Source organism: Microbacterium sp. Mcb102 (genome assembly GCF_024519805.1).
In the GTDB taxonomy this organism is placed as follows: domain Bacteria; phylum Actinomycetota; class Actinomycetes; order Actinomycetales; family Microbacteriaceae; genus Microbacterium.
Genome location: NZ_JALJRG010000003.1, coordinates 286,462 through 309,880 on the forward strand (window position 1 = coordinate 286,462; position 23,419 = coordinate 309,880).

General features: G+C 67.9%; 19 protein-coding genes and 1 tRNA gene. 11 read left to right on the plus strand and 9 right to left on the minus strand.

Going from position 1 to position 23,419, the window contains the following annotated elements:
* Nucleotides 1-35 precede the first annotated feature (35 nt).
* The gene (locus OC372_RS10310) at nucleotides 36-1,106 is read right to left on the minus strand and encodes a Gfo/Idh/MocA family protein (RefSeq protein WP_262001866.1); all 1,071 of its coding nucleotides are present in this window, start codon (nucleotides 1,104-1,106) and stop codon (nucleotides 36-38) included.
* A 180-nt stretch (nucleotides 1,107-1,286) separates the two neighbouring features.
* Here OC372_RS10310 and OC372_RS10315 point away from each other — a divergent pair, with 180 nt between their 5' ends.
* The 5 genes from OC372_RS10315 to OC372_RS10335 all read left to right on the plus strand — a co-directional run bounded on the left by OC372_RS10315 (nucleotide 1,287) and on the right by OC372_RS10335 (nucleotide 7,287).
* Nucleotides 1,287-2,240 carry a zinc-binding dehydrogenase gene (locus tag OC372_RS10315; RefSeq protein ID WP_262001867.1) on the plus strand — a complete coding sequence of 318 codons (954 nt, stop codon included), beginning with the start codon at nucleotides 1,287-1,289 and terminating at the stop codon, nucleotides 2,238-2,240.
* 273 nt (nucleotides 2,241-2,513) lie between these two features.
* A complete protein-coding gene (locus tag OC372_RS10320) occupies nucleotides 2,514-3,644 on the plus strand; it encodes an ABC transporter substrate-binding protein (protein WP_410054865.1) in 1,131 nt (376 codons plus the stop codon).
* Between the two features lie 61 nt (nucleotides 3,645-3,705).
* Complete coding sequence (locus OC372_RS10325) at nucleotides 3,706-4,620, plus strand: carbohydrate ABC transporter permease (protein WP_262001871.1); 915 nt, start codon at nucleotides 3,706-3,708, stop codon at nucleotides 4,618-4,620.
* 14 nt (nucleotides 4,621-4,634) lie between these two features.
* The gene (locus tag OC372_RS10330) at nucleotides 4,635-5,552 is read left to right on the plus strand and encodes a carbohydrate ABC transporter permease (protein ID WP_262001873.1); all 918 of its coding nucleotides are present in this window, start codon (nucleotides 4,635-4,637) and stop codon (nucleotides 5,550-5,552) included.
* A 1-nt stretch (nucleotide 5,553) separates the two neighbouring features.
* Nucleotides 5,554-7,287, plus strand: a complete 1,734-nt coding sequence (locus tag OC372_RS10335; protein ID WP_262001875.1) for a glycoside hydrolase family 9 protein — start codon at nucleotides 5,554-5,556, stop codon at nucleotides 7,285-7,287.
* A gap of 24 nt (nucleotides 7,288-7,311) precedes the next feature.
* Here OC372_RS10335 and OC372_RS10340 read toward each other — a convergent pair whose 3' ends face one another.
* From OC372_RS10340 to OC372_RS10350, 3 genes are read right to left on the minus strand one after another with little or no spacing between them, the layout of a single operon-like run.
* Nucleotides 7,312-7,788 (minus strand): hypothetical protein, encoded by a 477-nt coding sequence (locus OC372_RS10340; protein WP_105711522.1) that lies wholly within the window; start codon nucleotides 7,786-7,788, stop codon nucleotides 7,312-7,314.
* Between the two features lies 1 nt (nucleotide 7,789).
* Nucleotides 7,790-8,395 (minus strand): dCTP deaminase, encoded by a 606-nt coding sequence (dcd, locus tag OC372_RS10345; protein WP_029264458.1) that lies wholly within the window; start codon nucleotides 8,393-8,395, stop codon nucleotides 7,790-7,792.
* A gap of 9 nt (nucleotides 8,396-8,404) precedes the next feature.
* Nucleotides 8,405-9,199, minus strand: coding sequence for an IclR family transcriptional regulator (locus tag OC372_RS10350; protein ID WP_262001878.1), 795 nt, complete (start codon nucleotides 9,197-9,199; stop codon nucleotides 8,405-8,407).
* Nucleotides 9,200-9,323: 124 nt separating this feature from the next.
* Between OC372_RS10350 and OC372_RS10355 the strand changes: the two genes are divergently transcribed.
* The 5 genes from OC372_RS10355 (at nucleotide 9,324) to OC372_RS10375 (ending at nucleotide 13,922) form a co-directional block, all read left to right on the plus strand.
* A complete protein-coding gene (locus tag OC372_RS10355) occupies nucleotides 9,324-10,667 on the plus strand; it encodes an MFS transporter (protein WP_105711520.1) in 1,344 nt (447 codons plus the stop codon).
* 32 nt (nucleotides 10,668-10,699) lie between these two features.
* A complete protein-coding gene (locus tag OC372_RS10360; protein WP_262001881.1) occupies nucleotides 10,700-11,737 on the plus strand; it encodes a zinc-dependent alcohol dehydrogenase in 1,038 nt (345 codons plus the stop codon).
* Nucleotides 11,734-12,912 (plus strand): L-rhamnonate dehydratase, encoded by a 1,179-nt coding sequence (gene rhmD / locus OC372_RS10365; protein WP_167632726.1) that lies wholly within the window; start codon nucleotides 11,734-11,736, stop codon nucleotides 12,910-12,912. The genes OC372_RS10360 and rhmD overlap by 4 nt, the downstream gene beginning before the upstream one ends.
* Before the next feature lie 17 nt (nucleotides 12,913-12,929).
* Complete coding sequence (locus OC372_RS10370; RefSeq protein WP_029264452.1) at nucleotides 12,930-13,784, plus strand: fumarylacetoacetate hydrolase family protein; 855 nt, start codon at nucleotides 12,930-12,932, stop codon at nucleotides 13,782-13,784.
* Between the two features lie 64 nt (nucleotides 13,785-13,848).
* Nucleotides 13,849-13,922 (plus strand) — tRNA-Gly (locus tag OC372_RS10375).
* Nucleotides 13,923-13,948: 26 nt separating this feature from the next.
* Here the strand turns inward: OC372_RS10375 and OC372_RS10380 are convergent.
* The 3 genes from OC372_RS10380 to OC372_RS10390 all read right to left on the minus strand — a co-directional run bounded on the left by OC372_RS10380 (nucleotide 13,949) and on the right by OC372_RS10390 (nucleotide 17,609).
* Complete coding sequence (locus tag OC372_RS10380) at nucleotides 13,949-16,273, minus strand: sulfatase-like hydrolase/transferase (RefSeq protein WP_262001886.1); 2,325 nt, start codon at nucleotides 16,271-16,273, stop codon at nucleotides 13,949-13,951.
* Nucleotides 16,274-16,390: 117 nt separating this feature from the next.
* Nucleotides 16,391-17,020, minus strand: a complete 630-nt coding sequence (locus tag OC372_RS10385; protein WP_262001888.1) for a hypothetical protein — start codon at nucleotides 17,018-17,020, stop codon at nucleotides 16,391-16,393.
* 82 nt (nucleotides 17,021-17,102) lie between these two features.
* Entirely contained in the window at nucleotides 17,103-17,609 is a 507-nt protein-coding gene (locus OC372_RS10390) for a hypothetical protein (RefSeq protein WP_029264449.1), read from the minus strand.
* Nucleotides 17,610-17,871: 262 nt separating this feature from the next.
* Here OC372_RS10390 and OC372_RS10395 point away from each other — a divergent pair, with 262 nt between their 5' ends.
* Entirely contained in the window at nucleotides 17,872-18,999 is a 1,128-nt protein-coding gene (locus OC372_RS10395) for an AI-2E family transporter (RefSeq protein ID WP_262001891.1), read from the plus strand.
* 97 nt (nucleotides 19,000-19,096) lie between these two features.
* On the opposite strand, the gene OC372_RS10400 is transcribed toward OC372_RS10395, so the two are convergent.
* On the minus strand, nucleotides 19,097-22,168 hold the full coding sequence (locus OC372_RS10400) for a GH32 C-terminal domain-containing protein (RefSeq protein WP_410054859.1): 3,072 nt from the start codon (nucleotides 22,166-22,168) through the stop codon (nucleotides 19,097-19,099).
* A gap of 134 nt (nucleotides 22,169-22,302) precedes the next feature.
* Nucleotides 22,303-23,343 carry a LacI family DNA-binding transcriptional regulator gene (locus OC372_RS10405; protein ID WP_262001893.1) on the minus strand — a complete coding sequence of 347 codons (1,041 nt, stop codon included), beginning with the start codon at nucleotides 23,341-23,343 and terminating at the stop codon, nucleotides 22,303-22,305.
* Between the last annotated feature and the right edge of the window lie 76 nt (nucleotides 23,344-23,419).

A 23,419-nucleotide genomic window follows, 5' to 3' on the forward strand; every position in this document is an offset into this window, starting at 1 on the left:
CCACGGCCTCTCTCATCTCATTCATATCTCTCACGTCAGTAGGTCGAAACGATCTCGGTCGCGGGCGTCCACAGTCCCTGGTCCAGTCCGCGCTGGAGAGCGTTGTCGAGCACGTCGAGGGGCAGACGCACCAGTCCGCGGCGCACGCTGGATTCATAGGCGGCGAAGACGATCTCCGCCGCGGCGAGTCCGTGGCGGGCCTGCAACACCGGCTCCACACCGCCCTTCGCCGCCTGCACGAGGTCGGCGAGGGCGAGGGAGGTCTGCTCGATGATCGCGGGGTCGACGCCGCCGAGCTCGATCGCGAACTCCGGACCGACGCTCTCCCGGAGCTCCCGCGGATCCCGACCGTCCGCATGCACGACAGCCCGTCCGCCGAAGACCTCGACCCGACCGCGCGTGCCCTGCAGGACGATGCCGTTGTCTCCGAGCGGGTGCAGGCGCTCCTCACGGCCAGTCGTGATGACGGCGTCGATGTCGGAGTCGAAGCGCACCTTCACGATGCCGGCCGTCTCGGTCGCTGCTCCATAGACGCGCTTGCGCGCCGCGACGTCGATCTGGGCGAGCACCGACACCGCGCGCGGGTCGCCGAGGTGCATGCGCAGCAGGTCGACCGTGTGCGAACCCCAGTCGAAGAGGTTGGCGCAGTAGCCCTGCGCTCCGGTCACCTCGCCGATCACGCCCGCTCGGACGGACTCGCGGACGGCGCGGTGCATGCGGTCGAAGCGGCGTTGGTGGTTGATGGTGAGCAGCGCCCCGTGCGCGGCGGAGGCTTCGACGAGGTGCAGGGCGTCACCGTAGGTGAGGGCCATCGGCTTCTCGCAGTGGATCGCCCTCACGCCGTGCGCGAGGGCGAGATCGATCGCATCGCGGTGGACGGCGGCGGGAGCGCACACGCTCAGGATGTCGACCCGCTGCTCCGAGAACAGGGCCTCCAGATCGGTGTACGCACCGGCGCCATGACGATCGGCGAGAGCGGTCGCGGCATCGGCGTCCACGTCACTGACCGCGACGATGCGCAATCCGGGGATTCGGGAGAGACCGAAGACGTGCACTGCGCCCTGAGCGCCGGCACCCACCACAGCGGCGGTCAGACCCGCCGTCATCGCGGACCTCCCCGATGGGTGAATTGGTACACTATGGCCTCTCCTTCGAGCGTTTGCAGTAGTCCATGAAAATACCACTGAGGGCCAAGCTAATACGCTTCTATGATGAGCACAACCACTTGCTGTCCATTTGAGACAAGCGGCGGCTGCCCGCAATGACGCCAACCGGAGGAGAAATCCATGCTCATCAGCCAGGTCATCGGCCCCCGCCGATCCGAGATCGTCACGGCGCCCGACCCGATCCCCTCGCGTTCACAGGTGGTGATCGACACCCTGGCCTGCGGCGTGTGCACGTCGGATCGCACGCCCTGGCGCGAGCGTGGCGACCCCGCCAACCCGGTGCGCCTCGGCCATGAGACGGTCGGGCGGATCAGCGAGGTCGGCGACACCGGTGGACGCTGGCGCGTGGGCGAGCTCGTCACCGGGCTCGGCGGCGACGGCTTCGCCACGAAAGTTGCCCTCGACGCCGATTCGATCCTGCGCGTGCCCGCCGGGTTCGCGCCGCAGCACGTGATCGGCGAGCCGCTCGCCGACCTCGAGGAGGCACTGTCCCGCAGCGGCATCCTCCCCGGCTACCGGGTCGCCGTGGTCGGACTCGGCTTCATGGGCCTGGGACTGATCCAGCTTGCCGCCGCGCGCCTGTCCGGGCTGCTGGTCGCCGTGGACCCGAATCCCGCCGCCCGAGAACGCGCCCTGTCGCTCGGCGCGCACGAGGCTCACCACCCCGACGAGCTGCCGGCGGAGTTCACCTCCGCCTCCGGCGGGCGGGAGCAGCGGATGGATGTCGTGGTCGAGGCAGCCGGAGTCACCTCGGCGCTCGCCACATCCTCCAGCCTCGTCCGCCCCTACGGCACCGTCTGCGTCGTCGGCTACCATCACGCCGGCGACGCGCCGATGGACATGGAGCTCTGGTACAAGGGCGTGACGATCGTGAACGGCTTCTCCCCTGCACGACCGCGCACGCTGCGAGCGATGGCGGACGGGCTGGCGATGATCGCCGACGGTCGGTTCAGCTACCGTCCGCTCATCACCCACACGTTCGAGCTCGATGACATCGACAGCGCGTACGAGCTCATGGAGTCGCGGCCGACCGACTTCGTGAAGGGGGTCGTTCTCTTCCCCGACCGAGGATGATCTCGTCCACTCCCGGACGTTACCGTTTGATTACAACAAGATACCAGTGTTGACCACTTAGAGTCCGTGACAGTACCATTCGAGGAACCGCCGGCGTCCGACCGGCCGACAAGGAGGTCCACCGTGCAGAAGCGCGTGTCCATCCCCCTGGCAGGTGCCAGCGCGTTCGTGCTCGCCGCGAGCCTCGGCGCCTGCGCGAGCAGTGAGCCGTCGTCGCCCGATCAGATCGTCGTCCAGACCAACTGGACGGCCAGCCAGGCGCAGAACAAGCCCCTGTTCGAGGCGTTCGAGGCTTTCACCGAAGAGACGGGCATCGACGTGAAGGTGCTCGAGTCCGGCGACAACCTGAACCAGGTGTACGAGACATCCCTCCTCGCCGGCGACGAGGCCGACGTCCTTCTGGTCGGACTTCTCGAGAAGCAGCTCGACTGGGCCATCAACGGCGCCGTCGTGCCGGTCAACGACTATATCGAGGAGTGGGGCATCGCCGATCGACTTCCCGACGATGCCCTGGTGGATTGGACGGATGCCGAGGACAACGTCCGCGCGTTCCCGTACTCCGGCTTCACATGGCCCTGGTGGTACAACACCGATCTGCTCACGCAGGCGGGCGTCGAAGGCGTGCCGACCACGACCGAAGAACTGGTGGATGCGGCGAAGAAGCTGCGTGCCGCCGGCATCGCGCCCGTGGTCCTCGGCGGCATCGACTGGTCGGGGCAGAAGATCTTCCTGCAGTTCCTGGAGATGTTCCTCTCGACCGACGAGGCCAAGCAGGTTTACGCCGAGGGCGGCACGTGCGACAACCCCGACGCCATGAAGGGAATCGATCTGCTGGTCGAGCTCCGTGACGCCGGCGTGTTCGTCGACGGGGTCGAGGGCTACACCGCCGACCAAGCGCAGGCCGCTTACATGGACGGCCAGGCCGCGATCGCCCCACTCGGCTCGTGGGCCTATCCGTCCGCATCCGAAGAGCTCGCTGCAGCGACCGTTCTCGGCGGCCTCCCCGTCGCCGACGGAGCCCCGTTCGAGAAGCCCCTCGCCTATCGCGGCTCGACCTCGGCCGGCTGGTGGATCAGCCCGAACGGTGAGTCGAAGATCGACGCCGTCGAGAAGCTCATCACCTACATGTACGGCGAGGATGTACTCAAGGGCATCCTCGACGAGGGCGGCGTCATCCCGGTGGCCGACTTCGGCGGCGACACGTCCGGCGTCACCTCGCCGCTGCTCGCGCAGTCACTGAGCGACCTGCCCGAAGCAGTCGACTTCCCGGTGATGCCCGACATCTACGTGCCGGCCGACGTCTCCAACCCGATGTACCGCGCGACCTCGGTCGCGTTCACCCCCGGCACCGATGCCGCGACGATCTGCAAGACCGTCGACGACATTTACGCCGCCGCGAAGTAACCCGCCAGGGCGGCCCGATCACCGGGTCGGGCCGCCCTCCTCACTGCTGGAGTCATCCCCCATGACCGCATACTCCCCCGACAGCGTGGCCCGACGGCGTGCGGCGGCCCGACGACGCGGCGAGCTGGTGCAGCTGTCGGCCACCCTCCCTGCCCTGGTCTGGTTCCTCGTCTTCACGATCGGACCACTGGTCAGCCTGTTCTACTTCTCCACGGTCAACTGGCGCGGCCTGATCGCCCCGCGCACACCGGCCGGACTCGACAACTTCGCCCGCCTGGTTCAGGACCCTGTGGTCTGGCTCGCGACCGGGAACACGATCCTCCAGCTCGTCGTGACACTTCCGATCGTCGTGATCGGCGCGTTCATGATCGCGTACTACCTGAACCTCAAGCCCCGCGGGCACCGCTTCGTACGCGCACTCATGTTCACCCCTGTTCTGCTGTCCGCATCGGCGCTGGCGATGGTCTTCGTCGGCGTCTTCGCTCCGAAGGGCATGATCAACGGATTCCTCGACGCGATCGGCCTCGACCAGGTCGCACGCCCCTGGCTCGCCAACGGCGACAGCGCGATGTGGGCCATCATCATCGTCACGATCTGGTGCAGCATGTCGGTGTCGGCGATCATGCTCGCGGCCCGCCTCAACTCCATCGACGCCTCGGTGTTCGAGGCCGCGGAGATCGACGGCTGCGGGCACTTCCGCCGCATGTGGAGCATCGCCTGGCCGATGTGCCGCGAGTTCGTCGGCGTCGTCACGATGCTCCAGTTCCTGTGGACACTGTTCTCCTCCGCGGCCGTCGTGCTCCTGCTCACCAAGGGAGGGCCGGGCAACGCCACCGCGACCCTCTCCTTCCTCGTGTACGACTTCGCCTTCAACCAGTCGAAGGTCGGCTACAGCCAGGCCGTCGCCGTGGTGCTGTTCATCGTCGGCGTCGCCGGCATCCTCATCATCCGCCGGGCCTTCCGGCAGAAGTACTGATCGGACCCGCTCGCATGACCGCCGTCTCCGCTCCCACCGCTCCGCGCGCCTCCTCGCCGCAGTCCCGTCCGGCCGCCCGCCGTCGCACGCGCGGCGGGGCGCTCGCCCGCACCGGCCCCATGAAGTACCTCGCGCACGCTGGGGTCTGGCTGTACGTGGTCCTCCTCGCCGCACCTCTGTATTACCTGCTGATCTCGGCGTTCAAGCACAACACAGACATCTTCAACCAGCCGTTCTCGCCGTTCACCCCCCTCACGCTCGACAACTTCGGGCTCGCCTTCTCACAGGCGTCGCTCGGCACGGCACTCGTGAACTCGGCGTACATCACGGTCGGCGCAGAGATCCTGACCCTCGCCCTCGCCGTTCCCGCCGCGTTCGCTCTGGCTCGCGCAAAGGGCTCCGTCGGCCGGATGGTGGAGCGGGTGTTCGCGCTCGGATTCCTGATCCCCGGTTTCGCGGCGCTGGTGCCGACCGTGCTGCTGTCGATCATGATGGGCCTGTTCCACACCCGTGAGTTCCTGATCCTCTTCCTCCCCGCCTCGGCCATGCCACTCACGGTCATCCTGCTGACACAGGCGATGCGTGCCGTCCCGGCCGAGCTCGAGGAGTCGGCGCTGCTCGACGGCGCCGGCCCCCTGCGGGTGCTGTGGTCGGTGTACGTGCCGCTCGCGATCCCCACGCTCACCGTGGTCGCGATCCTCAACTTCCTGTCGTTCTGGAACGAGTACTTCTTCTCACTCGTGATCATTGGGCCTGAGGCGTCGCTGCGCACGGCGCAGGTGGCACTGCCGACGCTCTCGATCGCGAACGCCGCACAGTACGGTGTACTTGCCGCCGGCATCCTCATCACCCTGATCCCCGCGTACCTCGTCTACGCCGTGTTCGCGGAGAAGATGGAGAACGCGGTCCTCGCCGGAGCACTCAAGGGCTGACATGCGCATCCTCACCACCCACCTCGGCTACGACGTCGGGGCGCCCAAGTCAGCGCTCATCGAGCTGCGGAAACCGGGAGCGATTCCGCACGTCGAGCTGCTGTCGCTCGACGACATCTCCCGTGTGCGGCTGGCCCCCCGGCCGGCGGCGCGCGTCGACGACTGGCAGACCGGCGCGTACTCCCGCGTCGACTTCGATCACGTGGACGCACCGGGGCGCTATCGCATCGTGGCGGCGGTCGACGATGAGGTGGTGTCCTCCGCGACGTTCACGATCGGCGAGGAGCGGCTCGCCGCCGGCACGCTCTCCGATGTCCTGTTCGCGTTCAAAGCCGCACGCTCCAGCGGCGAGATCGAGCGGAAGGATGCCGCAGCTCTCCGCTACGGCGACGACTCGGGGTTCACCGTCGATGCCCGCGGCGGGTGGCTCGACGCGTCGGGCGACACCAGCAAGTTCCTCAGCCACCTGACATACTCGCCGACCATGAGCCCGCAGCAGATCCCGCTGTGCGCGTGGTCGTTCCTGGAGGCGCGGGATCAGCTGGCGGAGCGGCATCCGCGCTTCCATCGTGCGCTGGGTGCCCGGTTGCGCGATGAGGCGCTGTTCGGAGCCGACTTCCTCGTACGTTTCCGCACGCCGGAAGGTGCCTTCTACAGCGGCATCTTCGACGGGCTGACCAAGAACCTCGAGGAGCGGGTGATCAACGCACCGCTGCCGGAATGCGTGCGCACCGATCGCTACCGCGCCTCGTACCGCGGTGGCGGCGGAGTCGCGATCGCGGCCCTGGCGCGAGCTTCACGCGAGCAGGAGCACGGCGACTTCACGAGCGCCGAGTACCTCGCTGCAGCGGTCGGCGCATTCGACGACCTCGAGGCGCACAACCGCGACTATCTGTTCGGGCTCGACCTGGAGAATGGAGCACTCACTGACAGCTCCGAGTCGATCGTCGACGATTACTGTGCGCTGCTGGCGGCATCCGAGCTCGTGGCGGCGGCGGATCCCGCCGAGGTCGCGCGATTCACGACGGCAGCGGATCGTCGCGCCGCCGCCCTCATCGACCGCTACCGGACGTCTCGCGATGAGCCCGGCTGGTTCGAGGCCTGGACGGACGGGCGGCCCTTCTTCTCAGCCGTCGAGACGGGTCTGCCGGTGATCGCGCTGCTGCGCTACGCGGATGTCGTTCCCGATGCGCGGTTCGGCGAGGGGGCACGAGAGCTGGCCGTGCTGGTCATGCAGGATCTGCTGCGCCGCACGGATGCTGTCGACAATCCCTTCGGGTACCCGCGCCAGAGGGTGCTGCCGCGCGGGGGCGAGGTGCGCGACTCCTTCTTCTTCCCGCACGAGAACGACACCGGATACTGGTGGCAGGGCGAGAACGCGAACCTCGGGTCGCTCGCGTTCGCGGCGCATGCGGTCGCCGCGCTTTCGGAGTGCGACCCCGCGCTCGCGGAACGCCTGCGCCGGTTCGCGACCGATCAGGTGCACTGGGTGCTCGGGCGGAACCCGTTCGACGTGTGCATGCTGCAGGGACGCGGCCGCAACAACGTCGAGTACTCGCCCGACTTCCCGAACCTGCCCGGTGGGCTCGTGAACGGCATCACGAGCCACCCTGACGACGAGCACGGCATCGCTTTCCTCACGGCTGCGACCGCGGAGGGACCGGACTCGTGGCGTTGGGCGGAGCAGTGGATCCCGCACTCCGCCTGGTTCCTCCTCGCGGTCAGCGCGGCCTGACGCGGCGTCAGAACCGAACCGGGGTCAGACCAGCAGCGCGAGGACGGACTGCGGCACGACGGCTCCGCCCGCGAAGGGCAGCCCGACCGTGTTCAGCAGCACCACGATCACGACGATCGCGGCGACGAGCAGCAGGAACAGGAACGCGAAGATCACGGCCACGAACCCGCCGTAGCCGCCGGACGTCGGGACCTCGGGCGCGACCGACGGCTGCGCCCAGTCCTCGGCCACCGCGGCCGGCGCCTCGCCGTCGAGGATGCGGGGCGTCGGGCGTACCCGGTCGGAGCGACGCAGCGTGTCCGGCGGAGGCGGCGGGATCACGACATCCGCATCGGGGATGTCGGCCGACGGCGGCGGCGTGAGCAGTCCCTCGGGGATCGGGATCTCGGGCGGAGGCGGCGGGATGACGGCATCGGCGGGCGGGATCAGCGCCTCCTCGGGGACCGCCGTCTCCTCGGGGGTGACCGGCTGTTCCGGGGTGCTGCCGCTGCCGTCCGTCATGTCAGCCTCCGACTGCTCCGATGTCGGTCACGCCGACATCCGTCCGATGGAAGTTCTGGAACGACCGCGAGGCCGTCGGTCCGCGCTGCCCCTGGTACCGATTGCCGTAGGGACCGGAGCCGTACGGGTTCTCGGCGGGCGAGGTGAGCCGGAAGAAGCAGAGCTGCCCGATCTTCATCCCCGGCCACAGCTTGATCGGCAGGGTCGCGACATTCGCGAGCTCGAGCGTCACGTGCCCGGTGAACCCCGGGTCGATGAAGCCGGCCGTCGAGTGCGTGATGAGTCCGAGGCGCCCCAGCGACGACTTGCCCTCGAGGCGGGCGGCGATGTCGTCCGGCAGCGTGACCTGCTCGTAGGTAGCACCGAGCGCGAACTCGCCGGGGTGCAGGATGAACGGCTCCTCCGGGTCGACCTCGATCAGACGCGTGAGCTCCGGCTGATCGACCGACGGATCGATGAACGGATACTTGTGGTTGTCGAACAGCCGGAAGTAGCGGTCCAGGCGCACATCGATGCTCGACGGCTGGACCATCTCCTGCTCGTGCGGTTCGAGGCCGACGCGGCCGGATGCGAGTTCTGCCTTGATGTCGCGATCACTGAGAAGCACGGCCCCAGCCTAGTTGCCGATGCTGATCCCCCGGAGATGCATGTCCTCGCGGAGGCGAAGGACCGTGCGCCGCAGCGGCTCGACCATGGAGTGCGGCCACCGCTCGTCGGTGCGGCTGGTCGGCATCGTGATGCTCAGCGCGGCGGCAACGCCCGTCTCTTCCGGCCAGGTGAGCGGCATCGCCACACAGCGGCATCCGTCGATGAACTCCTCGTCGTCCACGAAGAAGCCCACATCCCGCCCCTTCTCGATGACCGTGAGGATGTCGTCCGGGTCGGTGATCGTGCGGGCCGTCAGGCGCGGGATCGCGACCTGGTGCAGGCGGCGCATGACGTCGTCGTCATCGAGCGTGCTCAGCAGCGCCTTGCCGATGCCGGTCGCGTGCGCGTGGAGTCGCATCCCCACGTTCGACGCCAGACGCATGGGGTTCGGCGACGGGCTGATCGCGATGTAGACGTTCTCCACCCCGTCGAGCCGGGCCATCTGCACGGTCTCCCCGGTCTCGTCGGTGAGAGCGCGCATGAGCGCCGGCCCGGCCTCGAGCAGCAGGCGGTGCCCGTCGTAGCGCTGCCCGATCTGCCAGGCCTTGAGACCCAGCGAATAGCGCTTGCTCACCGGGTCGAGTTCAACCCAGCCGGCGTCGACGAGCGTGCGGAGCAGGCCGTGCGCGCTCGAGCGCGGCAGCCCCAGCGCCCCGAGGAGTTCCGGGAACGTCTGGGCATCGGTCGCGGCGAGGTACTCGATGATCTCGAGGGCCCGACCGGCGGATTTCACGGCACTCGGCGCCTGCGCGGTGTCTGTCATGTCTCCCCCGATGGATGAATTGTGTCCGACGCGAACGTGTGTCACACTATCGCGCGTTCAGGTCTGAGACATCAGATTCACATACGTGAACGCATTGGATTCCCTCGTCAATGGAGATGCACCGATGTCCACCCAGTCCCCCACGCGGCCCGAACTCGCCGCGATCGTCCGCAAGGTCACGCTCCGGCTGATCCCGATCCTGCTCCTGATGTACATCCTGGCCTTCCTCGACCGGGCCAATCTCGGATTCGCGAAGGCGGCCTGGCAGGCCGACACCGGGATCTCGGATGCCGCGTACGCGCTCGGCGCCGGGATCTTCTTCCTCGGCTACGCGGTGTTCGAAGTGCCCTCGAACCTGATCATGCGCAAGGTCGGGGCCAAGATCTGGCTCGCGCGCATCATGGTCTCGTGGGGCATCGTCTCCGCGCTCATGATGTTCGCCACCAACGAGTGGATCTTCTACATCCTGCGCGTGCTGCTCGGCATCACCGAAGCGGGCTTCTTCCCCGGCGTCATCCTGTTCCTCACCTACTGGATCCCGCTCAAGTTCCGCGCCCGCGTGAACGGCCTGTTCTACTTCGGCGCACCGCTCGCCTTCATCTTCGGCGGACCGCTGTCGGGGATGCTGCTCGACCTCGACGGCAAGGTCGGCCTCCACGGCTGGCAGCTCATGTTCCTGGTGACCGGCATCCTGACGGTGATCATCGGCATCGTCGCGTTCTTCTACCTCGACAACGGCCCGAAGGACGCGAAGTGGCTGAGCGAGGGTGAACGCTCGACGCTCCTGGCCGCACTCGAAGCCGAGGACTCGGCGAAGGAGAACCACTCGCCGCGGGGCGCCCTGCGCGCACTCGCCAACCCGGTGGTGCTGTACTTCGCCGCGATCTACCTCACGATCCAGATGAGCGTCTACGGGGTGACCTTCTATCTGCCCACCCAGATCGCCACGATCGTCGGCAAGCCCGTCGGGCTCGAGGTCGGCCTGCTGACGGCCGTGCCGTGGACCTTCGCGCTGATCGTCACCTTCGTGCTCTCCCGACTCGCGGACAGCACGGGTCAGCGCCGCCTGATCGCCACGTGCGCGCTCGCCGCGGCCGGCGTCGGCATCGTGCTCTCCGCCGTCATCCAGGATCCGCTGATCGCCCTGGCCGCGCTCAGCGTCGGTGCGGCGGGGTTCATCTCGGTGCAGCCGGTGTTCTGGACGCTGCCGACGTCGTTCCTGCTGGGAGCGGCAGCCGCGAGCGGCATCGCGCTCATCAACTCGCTCGGCAGCCTCGGCGGCTTCCTCGCGCCGGTCCTGAAGAACTGGGCGGACGCCACGTTCGGCGACAGCGCGGGACTCATCATCCTGGCCGCGATCGCCCTGGTCGGCGCCGGCCTCATCGCCCTCAGCAAGGTCGTCAGCCCCACTGTCCGTGAGACGGACGGCGTCGGACTCGCCACGACCACGACCGCCGGCCAGCGCTGACCGCGCCCGGCAGATCAAGGAGACATACGCCCATGCGCGAGCTCGTGCTCACCGAGATCGGACGCCTCGACGTCCGTGAAGCCCCGATTCCGCAGCCCGGCCCCGGCGAGGCACTCATCCGGGTGGCCGCGACCGGGATCTGCGGATCCGACGTGCACGGCTACACCGGCGAGAACGGACGCCGGTTCCCCGGGCAGGTGATGGGGCACGAGTCGAGCGGGACGATCGCCGCGCTCGGCACCGGTGTCGACGAGCTCGCGGTCGGCACGGCGGTGACGTTCAACCCCGTCGTCGTGCCCGCCGAGGATGCCGCAGCGTTCGCGGGACGGGAGCAGCACCACCCCGGCAAGCATGTGATCGGCGTGGCGAAGGAGATCCCCGCCGCGTTCGCGGACTACGTCGTCGTCCCGGCGCGCAATGTCGTCGCGCTGCCCGACGGCCTGCCGATCGAACTGGGTGCGCTGATCGAGCCGCTCGCCGTGGCGGTGCACGCGGTGCGCCGACTCCCCGCCGGGAGCCTCGGACGCGTGCTCGTGATCGGCGGCGGTCCGATCGGCCAGTCCATCGTGATCGCCCTGCGCGACGCGGGCGCCGCGACGATCATCGTGAGCGAGATGGATGCCGCACGCCGCGAGCTCGTGCGGCGGCTCGGCGCCGAGACGATCGATCCGGCGGACGGTCCGGTCGCGGACCAGCTCCGTGCCGGCGGCGGGCTCGCCGACGCGGCGCTCGACGCGGTGGGGATCACCCCGACGCTGCGGGACGCGTTCACCAGCACCACGCTCGGAGCCCCGATCTGCCTGGTCGGGATGGGGGCTCCGCAGGTGACCATCGACGCGTTCCTGGTCAGCACCGAGGAGCGATCGCTCATCGGCAGCTTCACCTACGGATCCGACGACTTCGCCGATGCCACCGAGATCATCGGCGCCGACCCCGACGTCTACCGCACGCTGATCAGCCGCGAGATCGACGTCGCCGATGCAGACACCGCCTTCTCCGCCCTCGCGGCGGGCGACGGCACCCCGGGCAAAGTCCTTGTCCGATTCGACCGAGAGGAAGAGACACGATGACCGGCACCCCCACCATCCGCGAGGTCCGCGCCTACACCGTGCGCGGCGGCGGAGCGGACTACCACGACCAGGGCGCCGAGCACTGGATCGACGATCACATCGCGACGCCCATGAGCGTGTACCCCGAGTACCGGCAGTCGCGGCAGAGCTTCGGCATCAACGTGCTCGGCACCCTCGTGGTCGAGATCGAGGCGAGCGACGGCACGGTCGGCTTCTCGGTGACGACCGCCGGCGAGATCGGCGCGTTCATCGTAGAGAAGCACCTGGCACGCTTCCTCGAAGGCCGCAAGATCACCGACATCGAGCGCATCTGGGATCAGATGTACAAGTCGACGCTCTATTACGGACGGCGCGGTGTGGTGCTCAACGCCATCAGCGGCGTCGACCTCGCGCTCTACGACCTGCTCGGCCGTGTGCGACAGGTGCCCGTCTTCGAGCTGCTGGGCGGCCCCGTGCGCGACGAGCTGCAGTTCTACGCGACCGGCGCGCGCCCCGATCGCGCGAAGGAGCTCGGCTTCATCGGCGGCAAGATGCCCCTGCACCACGGCCCCGCCGAGGGCGAGGAGGGGATGCGGAAGAACATCGAGCTGCTCGCCGACATGCGAGAGAAGGTCGGCGACGACTTCTGGCTCATGTACGACTGCTGGATGTCGCTCGACGTCGAGTACGCGACGCGCCTCGCCCACGCGGCCGCCGAGCACGGGCTGAAGTGGATCGAAGAGGCGCTCATCCCCGACGACTACTGGGGTTATGCCGAGCTGCGCAAGCGCGCACCCTCCACCGTGCTCGTCACCACCGGCGAGCACGAGGCGACGCGGTGGGGATTCCGGCAGCTGCTCGAGACCGGCGTCGACCTGATCCAGCCCGACGTGGGCTGGTGCGGCGGCATCACCGAGCTGCTGAAGATCTCGGCGCTCGCGGACGCGCACGGAACCATGGTCGTTCCGCACGGATCGTCGGTGTACTCGTACCACTTCGTCGTGACGCGCACGAACAGCCCGTTCGCGGAGTTCCTCATGATGCACCCGACTGCCGAGGAGGTCGTGCCGATGTTCTCGCCGATGCTCGTGGGCGAGCCCGTGCCCGTGAACGGCCGACTCAAGGTGCCCGAGACTCCCGGCTTCGGCGTCGAGCTCTCCGACGCCATCGACAAGCACCGTCCCTACACGCACTGACCCTGGAGACACGACACATGGAATTCCTCCGACTCGGCGCGGCCGGCGCCGAACGACCGGCCGTGCGCCACGACGGTCGCATCCACGACTTGACGCCTCTCACCGGCGACATCGACGGCGCGTTCCTCGCCCGCGACGGGATCACCCGCACGCGGGAGGCGCTCACTGCCGGCACGCTCCCCCTGCTCGACGGCGCCGAGGCACTGCGCGTCGGTGCGCCGATCGCGCGCCCGATGGCGGTGCTGTGCATCGGACAGAACTACGCCGCGCACGCCGCGGAATCCGGCGACGCCCCGCCCACGGTGCCGATCCTCTTCCACAAGCACCCGAACACGATCGTCGGCCCGTTCGACGACGTGCTCATCCCGCCGGGAGCCGAGAAGGTGGACTGGGAGGTCGAGCTCGGCGTCGTGATCGGCACCACCGCCCGCTACCTCGCGAGCCCGGAGGAGGCGCTCGCGCACGTGGCCGGATACGTCGTCTCGCACGACGTCTCCGAGCGCGCGTTCCAGGTGGAGCAGTCCGGCGGGCAGTGGTCGAAGGGCAAGAACGCCGAGACCTTCAACCCGCTCGGCCCGGTACTCGTCCCCGCCGATGAGGTCGACCCCCAGGCGCTGCGGCTCTGGTCGACGGTGAACGGCGAGGCCCGTCAGGACTCGAACACCGCCGACATGATCTTCACCGTGGCGCAGATCGTGCACCACCTGTCGCAGTACCTCGTGCTCGAGCCCGGCGACCTCATCAACACCGGCACCCCGCAGGGAGTCGCGCTCTCCGGACGCTTCCCCTACCTGCGCGCCGGCGACGTGGTCGAGATCGGCATCGACGGACTCGGGAGCCAGCGACAGCGCCTGGTCGACGCGCGACGCTGAGTCGCACTTTGGCCAACGCCCGTGTGCCAGGTAGGCTTGCCCTCACCTGCTCTCGGGCGGGTTCGGGACTGTAGTTCAATGGTAGAACTTCTGCTTCCCAAGCAGATAGCGCGGGTTCGATTCCCGTCAGTCCCTCCACATGTGATGTCCAGAGCGGGAGCGCCCTACTCCCGCGCGAAGGCGGCCTGCGCTTCGAGTTCGAGGTCGAGGTACTGCTCCTCACTCACGTCGACGGCCACGCCGCGGATCGTTCCGCCTGTGAAGGTGAAGGGTGACCGGTAGGAGCGGCTCACCGAGTCGGCGCTGTCGTATCCGATGCACAGGCCGTCACCGCACAACGTGAACTTTCCGACTTGGGCGCGCATCGGTCCGGTCGCGACCGCCTGGTCGTCGACGTAGAGGGTCGTGGTGCCGACGGACTCTTTGTACTCGCCTGCCCCCTCGCGGATGAACTCCATGCCGACGGAGTGCTTTCCCGAGGTGAGCTTCTCCGAGACGAACGTCTGTTCCGGCTGGATGCCGAGGAAGTTGTAGACGTAGTGCAGTCTTCCGTCCTGGATGAACAGGGCGTGTCCGCCGAAGCGCGATCCGTGGGCGAAGACCACGCCCTCGGCGTCGTCTTCGATGTCGACGTCCGCGATGATCTTGAATGACCGACCCCGCATGTTCACGGCGACGCCCTCGGGGACCGACCCGCTGTCGGGGTAGTAGATGTAGCGGTGGCGTGGGGGCTCGGACGAGGGGCGCTCGATGGTGAGTTGCTCCATCGCGGTGCGGTCGTCGATGGGGAGCCCGTAATTGACTTCGGCTTCTTCGAACCAGGCGTCGACGAGTTCTCTGACCTTCTCGGGGTGGTCCGCGGCGACGTTCTTCGATTCCGAACGGTCTTCGTCGACGTGGTAGAGCTCCCACTCATCCTCGTCGAAGTGGCCGTGTCCGGTGATCGGGGCGTGCGTGGCAGCGACCTTCCATCCGTCTTGCCACAGCCCTCTGGTGCCGATCATGTTGTAGTACTGGCGCTTCTTCCGGGTGGGCGCGTCGGGGGCGGCGTCGAACGAGTACCGCATGGAGACGCCGGGCAGCGGCTCCTGCTCGACCCCCCGATACTCCTCGGGCATCTCGAGGCCCGCCACGTCGAGGATCGTGGGCACGATGTCGGTGACATGGTGGTACTGGTGGCGGATCTCGCCCCTGGCTTTGATGCCTGCAGGCCAGTGGATGATCATCGGATCGCAGGTGCCGCCGGAGTACTGGCTGTAGCGCTTGAACATCGGGAACGGGGTGGAGAATGCTGCCGCCCAGCCCGTCGGGTAGTGGTTGTAGGCCTCGGGGCCGCCGAGGTCGTCGATACGGGTGAGGTTCTCTGCGAGATCGTCGGGGTAGTTGTTGAAGAACTTGTTCTCGTTCACGGAACCGTCGGACGACCCCTCTCCGGATGCGCCGTTGTCGGCGCAATAGAAGATGATCGTGTTGTCGAGCTGGCCGGTCTCCTCGAGGTAGTCGACGATCCGCCCGATCTGCGCGTCGGTGTATTCGCTGAATCCGGCGAAGACCTCTGCCATACGGCGGAACAGCTTCTTCTCATCCTCGCTGAGCGTGTCCCAGGGCTTGACGTGGTCGGCAGCGTTCGCCTGAGCTTCCGGCATCGGATTGAACGGCGTCAGCTCGGTGTCCGCGGGCATGATGCCGCGGTCGATCATGCGGCCGAGCACCCACTCGCGATAGGCGTCGTATCCCTCGTCGAAAGCGCCCTTGTACTTGTCGATGTACTCCTGCGGCGCCTGATGCGGCGCATGGTTCGCCCCGGGGCAGAACCACATGTACCAGGGCTTGGACGGATTGGTCGCCTGCTGGCCGCGCAGCATCTGCAACGCCTGATCCGCGAGGTCCTTGGAGAGGTGATACCCCTCTTCCGGCGTGTACGGCTGCTCGATGAAGTGGTTGTCCTCGGCGAGGTCGGGGTACCACTGGTTCGTCTCTCCGCCGAGGAAGCCGTAGAACCTGTCGTAGCCCATCTGCAACGGCCACTGCCTGCGGCTGCCGCCGGCAGCGTTGTCCTGCTCCGGCACGTTGTGGTCCTTACCCAGCCAGAACGTCGAATAGCCGTTGTCCTGCAGGATGTGCGCCATCGGTGCACAATCATCCGGAATCCGCCCCGAGTTGCCGGGGAAACCGTTCGTCGACTCCATCAGTGAAGCGATGCTGTTGCGCGTGTGGTTGCGCCCCGTGAGGAACACGGAACGAGTCGGTGAGCACAGCGCGGTGGTGTGCCACTGCGTGTAGGTGAGGCCGTTCGCGGCAAGCCGGTCGAGCGTGGGCATGTTGATCCGGCCACCGTAGGGCGACCACGATGCCATCCCGGTGTCGTCGTAGAGGATCACGAGCACATTCGGAGCGTTCTCCGGTGCGGCCGGCAAGAGGTACGGCTCCCAGTCCGGTACCGAGTCCCGCACATCGAGCGCGATCTTGCCGTTGAAGTCCTCAGCCACACCGATACCCCCGTTTCGAGATGGGGCGGTGAGCCCGCCACCACGGGCGACGCTAGCCACAGCGGGCGCAGCGCCGGAAGGTCACATCACCCCGATGGGGTGACCCGAAGATCTCCGTCAGATCTTGATCGGAAAGGTGAGCAGTGTCGCGATTCCTCCGATGACGATGACCCCACTCAAACCGAGGAACACCCAGCGCCTCCACGGGACCGCCTGATGCTGAGAGATCGCGGCGAAGAACAGGACCAGGGCGAAGAGGACCGTGAGCAGGGAGTAGTCGTCGCCGCGCTGATTGTTGGCGAGGGCCTCGTCGAATTTCGCATCGGCGCGGGCGCTCAGCTCTTCGGACTCGACCGCGCCGGGCGGCACGTACTCGTCCATCACGAAGGGACCGCGGGCGGTGCGCCCTTCGGCTGTCCACGCGTCGAACGCGACCGCGAACTCTTCGGTGAAGCGTTCTTCGATGAACCGCACCAGGTCGTCACGCCCCTCTTCGTCGGCGAGCACCCATTCGGTGTAGAGCGTGAGGTCGTACTGACGTGCGGCCTGAGCCGTCGACTGTGCCGAGGCTGCTTGGACTCGCGCACTCGATGCCTGGCTGAAGGCGATGGACATCTCGCCGCCCCACTTCGAGGCCTCGAATCCGCACCACGCTGTCAGGACCGCGGTCACCGAGAGCAGAACGACGGTGATGATGTCGAGAACCCGGGTCGTGCGGACCGGTTCATCCGAGGCTTCCGTCTGCATGGCCTTGATCTTCGGCCAAGCGCCGCGGAGGCGAAAGCGGTTGCTCACCCCGGCGGGGTGAACGCCCGACGAGGTGTCTCCGTCAGAACAGGGTCACGGTGCGGGAACTCGTCGATCCGTCGGTGGGCGAACCCGTGGCCTGGACGGAAACCGAGATGCCCGAATGCAGCGGGGTCGAGCCGAGGACACCGAAGCTGACATTGGTCACGCCTTGCCCGGCGAGCGACCCGGCGAAGGCCAACGTGTAGGAGACGGTGCCATCGCCGTTGTCACTCGCGCCGACCGATGTCCACGTCGGGTCGGTCGCAGGGAGTGCCCCGACGACGGGACTGCTTCCGCCTGCATTGGCGATGATGGCGGGCTGCACCGCACCGACATCGACGGAGGCGAAGGTCACTACGACGATGCCGCTGGTGATCGGCTCCACAGGGAGTGTGGACGCCTGAGTGTCGTCGTTGCGCAGTTGGATCGACGCACCGTAGTACTGCGGATTCACCCACGTGCCGCCGAGCATCGACTCGATCACGAACCGGCCGCGCGCGTCCGTCGATGCCGCGGCGAGCGGCGTCGCCGCCGCGATCGCGATCACAGGGACAGACCACACTGCTCCCGTCAGGAGGGCACGACGCGGCACACCGTGCGGTCTGTCCTGACCTGCTGCTTCATTGCCCATAGTTTCGCCAACCTTCCCGATGCGTCTGATCGTGGTGAAGTGGTGTCTGATCTGCGGAAGAGGTCGTGCCCGGCCCGTGCGGACGCGTGTCAGCGAGTATAGGACTGTGTCCCCGCGGTCACCAGGAACGGGTGAGGGGGCACACGTGAGCGCCGTGGTCCGCGCGTAGCGTGCACGTATGGACGAGAGGGAATCCGGGCTGAGCGCGGACCGAGAGCGCGGACGGCGAGCTCCGCGGCTTCAGCTCGTGCTCCCCGCGAAGCCGCTGCTCTCCGGCTTCTCCGTCGCGGTGGGCGTCCTCCTCGCCATCGCGCTGGCCGCCACCGTCGCCGGTGTCTCGACGGTTCTCATCTCCATCTTCCTCGGCATGTTCCTGGCCCTGGGCCTCGATCCCGCCGTGCGTGCCCTCGAACGTCGAGGGTTGAGCCGCGGGGCGGGCGTCACCATCGTCGCTGTCATCTTCCTCGGAGTCGTCGCGGCGATCCTGCTCATCCTCGTCCCGGCAACGGTCCGTCAGGTCTCCGCGGCGATCGAGGCCGCCCCTGAGACCATCGCCGCCGTGCAGCAGAGCGGCTGGTACCTCTCGCTCGAGGCGAATCTCGGCGTCGACCTCTCCGCCCTCATCGCCGACGGCCTGCGGTCGCTCACCACGCTCTCCTCCTTCCTCGCGATCTCCGGAGGAGTGCTGAAAGCGGGATTCGGGGTGATCGGCGCGATCTCGAGCTTCATCATGGTCGTCGTGCTCACCCTGTACTTCATCTCCTCCCTGCAGAGCATTCGAGGGGCGATCGCGAATCTCATCCCGCTGTATCGGCGAGACCGCTTCGTCGCTCTCCTGGACGAGATCACGCAGTCGGTCGGGGCGGTCGTCGCGGGCGGCGTCACGCTGTCGGCCATCAACGCGCTCGTGGTGTTCGTGATCCAACTCGCCGTCGGCTCCTCCGTGCCCGCGGTCATGGCCATCGTCGCCTTTTTCGTCACCCTGGTCCCGATGATCGGCTCCCTCGTGTTCCTGGTCATCGGCGGCGTCGCGACGCTGCTCGTCAGCCCGACGGCAGCGTTGGTCTTCGTGGTGTGCTACCTCGTCTACATCCAGGTGGAGGCGTACGTCGTCACGCCGCGCATCATGGGCAAGGCAGCGGCGGTGCCCGGAGTGCTGGTGATCATCGGGGCGATGATCGGCGCCACACTCCTGGGACTGCTCGGGGCACTCGTCGCCATCCCGCTGACGGCGTCGATTCTGATCATCATCCGGAAAGTATGGATTCCGCGCCAGAATCGTCAGACCGAGCCGCCCAGCGAGTGACCTCGCGTCGAGGATCGTTTGCACGATCTGACCGGAGCGCCGCAGCCCGACGGCGTGTGGGACGCAGATGCACTGCGCCCCACACGCCGACTCGGCATCAGCGGAGGCGGCTCCGGCGGCGATGCCGCAGGAGTGCGGCACCGGTGAGAACGGTCAGGACACCGGCCGCCAGCAGCAGCCACGGCTCGGCACCGGTGTTCGCCAGACCGCCCGGCAATCCGCTGCCGTCGCCGCCCGGATCCACGGCCGCACCGCCACCGGTACCCCCGGTTCCGCCACCGACACCACCCCCGCCGTCTCGCGCGGTGACCGTCAGCGGCGCCGACAGCTCGGCGCCATCCGCGCGCAGCACGACGAGCGTGTGCGCCCCGACCGGCGTGGCCGCGGGGATCGTCACCTGCCGACGGAGGTCTCCGTTCGCGTCGGCCGTGGCCGCCCCGAGCGGGACGGGATCCGACCTGAGCTCGAGCTTCACATCGGCCCCGGGCTCGAACCCGGTACCCGAGACGGTGACCGTGCCACCGGCCTTCACCGTCTTGCTGCTGAGCGTGATCGCCGCCTCCTCGACGGGATCGGGCACCTGCCACATGGTGGGCGTGAGCGGGGTGACCGTGATGTCCTCGATGGTGGCCGCGCCACCGCGAGACCAAGCGGAGACGGTCGTGGCACCCGCCTCGGGGAACACCTGATCGGTGATCGACAGCATCCCGTCGTCGGTGAAGAGCTCGACCGATGCCCGGTCCAGGTAGACCTCGAGTGTGACCGTGCCGTCGTCATCGAGCGCGAGCGGAGCGTCCGAGATCGACGGGAACGACGGGTGGAAGCCCACGTTGCCGGAGTTCGTCCGGTCGACGAAGAGCCTGCCGGATCGGGTGTCGTAGCCGATCTGCGTTCCCTTCTTCCCGTCGGAGAACACCGTGATCCCCGCCGCATCCGCATCGCCCGGGCGCAGCGTCACGTCGAGCTTCGCCACCTCGGCGGCCAGCCCGAGTGCCGTGTCACCATCGACCGCGACATCGCTGAGGGTCTTGGCCGCCTTCGTGTCGAGCTGCCCGTCGATCTGCGAGACCACCTGCTGGCGCAGACGCGGCCCCTCGGCCGTGTCGGTGAGCACGACCTCTCGCGGCAGGCTCATCGAGCCGCGCCACGTCGAGGTCGGGATGTCACCGGCGTAGTCCCAGTTGTTCATCCAGCCCTGCATGATCCGGGATCCGGACGGCGTGCCGAAGTACGACACCGCGGCGTAGTAGTCGCGTCCCCAGTCGAGCCAGTCGTAGCCCTCGAGCGCGGTCGGGACCGGTGCATCCGAGAAGGTCACTTGGTCGAACAGGAGGTGCCCCCACCCCTGCCGGTTGTTGTCGACGGCGCGGATCGTCGCCTGCTTGCCCCGGAACTCCTCGACGTCCCACGACGCCCAGTCGAGGTTCTCGCTGTTCGAGCCGGTGGCGCTGCGCACCACGTCGCCGTCGACGATCAGGTTCACGCTCGTCTCGTTCGACCGCTTCCTCGATTCCTCGTCGCCGATCACGAGCTGGTCGAAGGTCAGATGCCCCCACCCGCCGGTGGCTTCGTCGCGGATGCGCAGCTGCGCGTCGCGACCGTCGAACTCGGACACGTCCCAGGAGACCCAGTCGAGCTCACCGCCGTCGCGTCCGGTCGCGGTGCGCACCGCCTCGCCGTCGACGACCAGCTCCGCCTGGAGCGTTCCGTCGTCCCGACGACCGCCACCGATCAGGAACGACGCGTAGTCGCCGTCGATCGTGAAGGCCGGCGAGGTCATCGTGCCGACGTTCGCGTCGCCGCTGGGGCCGCCCTCGAAGGTGTTCACGCGCTTCTGGCCCAGGTAGTACTCCCCGCCCTGGGTCGCGGGGTTCCGCGCCGGATCGACGGCGAAGTCGCCCGTGAGCTCCCAGCCCGTGCTCTGCAACGTCTCCCCTTCGGGCAGTTCGAAGTCGAAGATCGTGCGCCCCTCGGGTGGCTCATTGCCGATCTGGCCACCCGGCACATGAGGATGCTTGCCCCCGCCGACGAGCAGGTTGATGTAGTCGTCCTCGACGGTGAACTCGGGCGACTCCAGGGTTCCGATCGCCCAGTCGTGGTCGAGGAAGCTGTTCGCGAGCCCCTCCCCGACGAAGCCCGTGACCGGACTCTGGCCCTCCAAGGCACCCGCGGCCGGCACACTTCCCCACGGCCCGTTCGCCCAGTTCCCGGGCTCGTTGGAGACGGTCCAGCCGTCGTAGTCGCCGTCGTCGAAGCCCGCGAACGTCGTGCCCGCCGGCAGCTCCCCCGGACCGTCGGTGGTCTCGGAGGTGAAGGTCACGCCGTCGAAATCGCCGACGAAGTACTGCCCTCCGCTCCCGCCGTTGACCGCACCGGGGTTGAGGTTGACCACCATGACCCACTTGGTGTTCTCCGGGTCGCCGTCGACCGGCAGCTCGAACAGGTCGGGGCATTCCCAGATTCCGGCCGTCGAGTTCGCGGGTCCGAAGTCGGACAGGTGCTCCCACGACTTGAGGTCGGTGCTCTTGTACAGGACCACCTTGTGGTCGAGCGCCTCGACTGCGGTCATGACCCAGTACGAACCGGCCGGGCCGTCGTACCAGAACACCTTCGGGTCACGGAAGTTCGCCGAGTTCCGATCCAGCACGGGGTTCCCGTCGTGCTTGGTCCAGGTCTGTCCGTCGTCGAGGCTGTACGCGAGCGACTGGGCCTGGAGCCCCGCATGCTCCGGGTGCTTGGCCGTGTACGCGGAGGTGTAGATCGCGACGAGCGGCTTCGATCCGGCCGGGCCGAAGCCGGCGGAGTTGTCCTCGTCGACGACGATCGAACCGGAGAAGATGTCCTCGATGGAATCCCCCGCCTCATCGAACGTCTGCCCGATCGCCAGCGGCTGCTCCTCCCAGTGCAGCAGATCCGACGATGTGGCGTGCCCCCAGCTCATGTTTCCCCACCGGGTTCCGGCCGGGTTGTGCTGGAAGAAGAGGTGATACGTGCCGTCGACGTAGATCATGCCGTTCGGGTCGTTCATCCAGTTCTTCTCGGGCGAGAAGTGGATCAGCGGACGGTACTGCTCATCCCCCGGCTGAGGTTCGGCGGCCGCTGCGGGGAGCACGCAGCCGAGGGCCAGCATCGCGCTCACCGCCCCGCCGATGATGATGCTTCCGGGCATGCGGGACTGCGTCCGACGCGGACGTCTGGGTTCAGGCAACGGTTCGCTCTCCTTCGTGCGATCAGGGGATTGACATCGATGTCAACCGTTGATGCAGGAGCTTAGGGGGTCGCCGTCGGAAAGCGCAACAGCGATCAGGAGGTCGGCTGCGGAGCGATCTCGCCGCTTCCTCGCGGGATCAGCGCGACCGGGACGACGGTCTTCGCCGGGGCATCGTCGTCGTCACCGAGGAGGGCGAACAGCCTCTGGGCCGCGAGAGTTCCCATGCGCTGCGGGTCTTGCGCGACCACGGTCACACCCGGATCCATGAGGTCGGCGAGCGCGACGTCGTCGAAGCCGACGAGGGCGGTCGACCGGGAGAGACCGGCGGCGCGGAGGGCGTGCACGGCCCCGATCGTGATGAGGTTCTGCGCGCTGAAGACCGCGGTGGGCGGGGCATCCGAAGCGAGGAGGCGCGCGAGTGCGGCCTGCGCATCCTCCGCGTCGCGCAGGCCCGTGACGATCAGTCCCTCCGCCACCGGCACGCCTGCCTCGGCGAGCGCATCGAAGTAGCCCTGCCGACGCTCGCGGGCGGTGATGAGGTCGAGTCGGTCGGTGAGGAGCGCGATGCGCCGATGCCCGTGCGCGAGCAGATGCGCGGTCGCGGCCGCCGCCCCCGCGCGGTTGTCGCTGGCGACGCTGTCGACCTCGGGCTCCACCGGCTCGCGGTCGACGTAGACGACGGGCAGACCGCGCTCGCGGAGTAGGGGCAGATACTCGGGGTGATCACTGGCCGTGGTGAGGATCAGCCCGTCGACACGGCGCTGGAGGAACGCCCGCACGGCCTCCGACTCCCGCCCGGCATCGTCATCCATGCTCGAGGCGAAGACGGCGACGCCGCGGGCCGACGCGATGTCTTCCACAGCCCGATGGATGGCGCCGGCGAACGGGTTGTCCACGCTTCCGACCAGGAGCCCCAGGGTGCGGGTGCGCCCATCGGCACGCCGCAGACTCCCCGCCTGCAGATCGAGCTGATAGTCGAGTTCGCGAACCGCGTTCCACACCCGTTCCGCGGTGGCCTCGGTCACGTTCGGCTCGTCGTTGATCACGCGGGACACCGTCTTGACGCCGACGCCTGCGAGCGCGGCGACGTGCTTCATCGTCGCGCGGGGCCGGTGTGCCGGGGTTGTCGACATCGATGTCACGCTTGAGTCTCATTTCCTGAAGGGTGACTTGACTCTACTTGAGCGATCGACTAGAACTGCCCTTGAC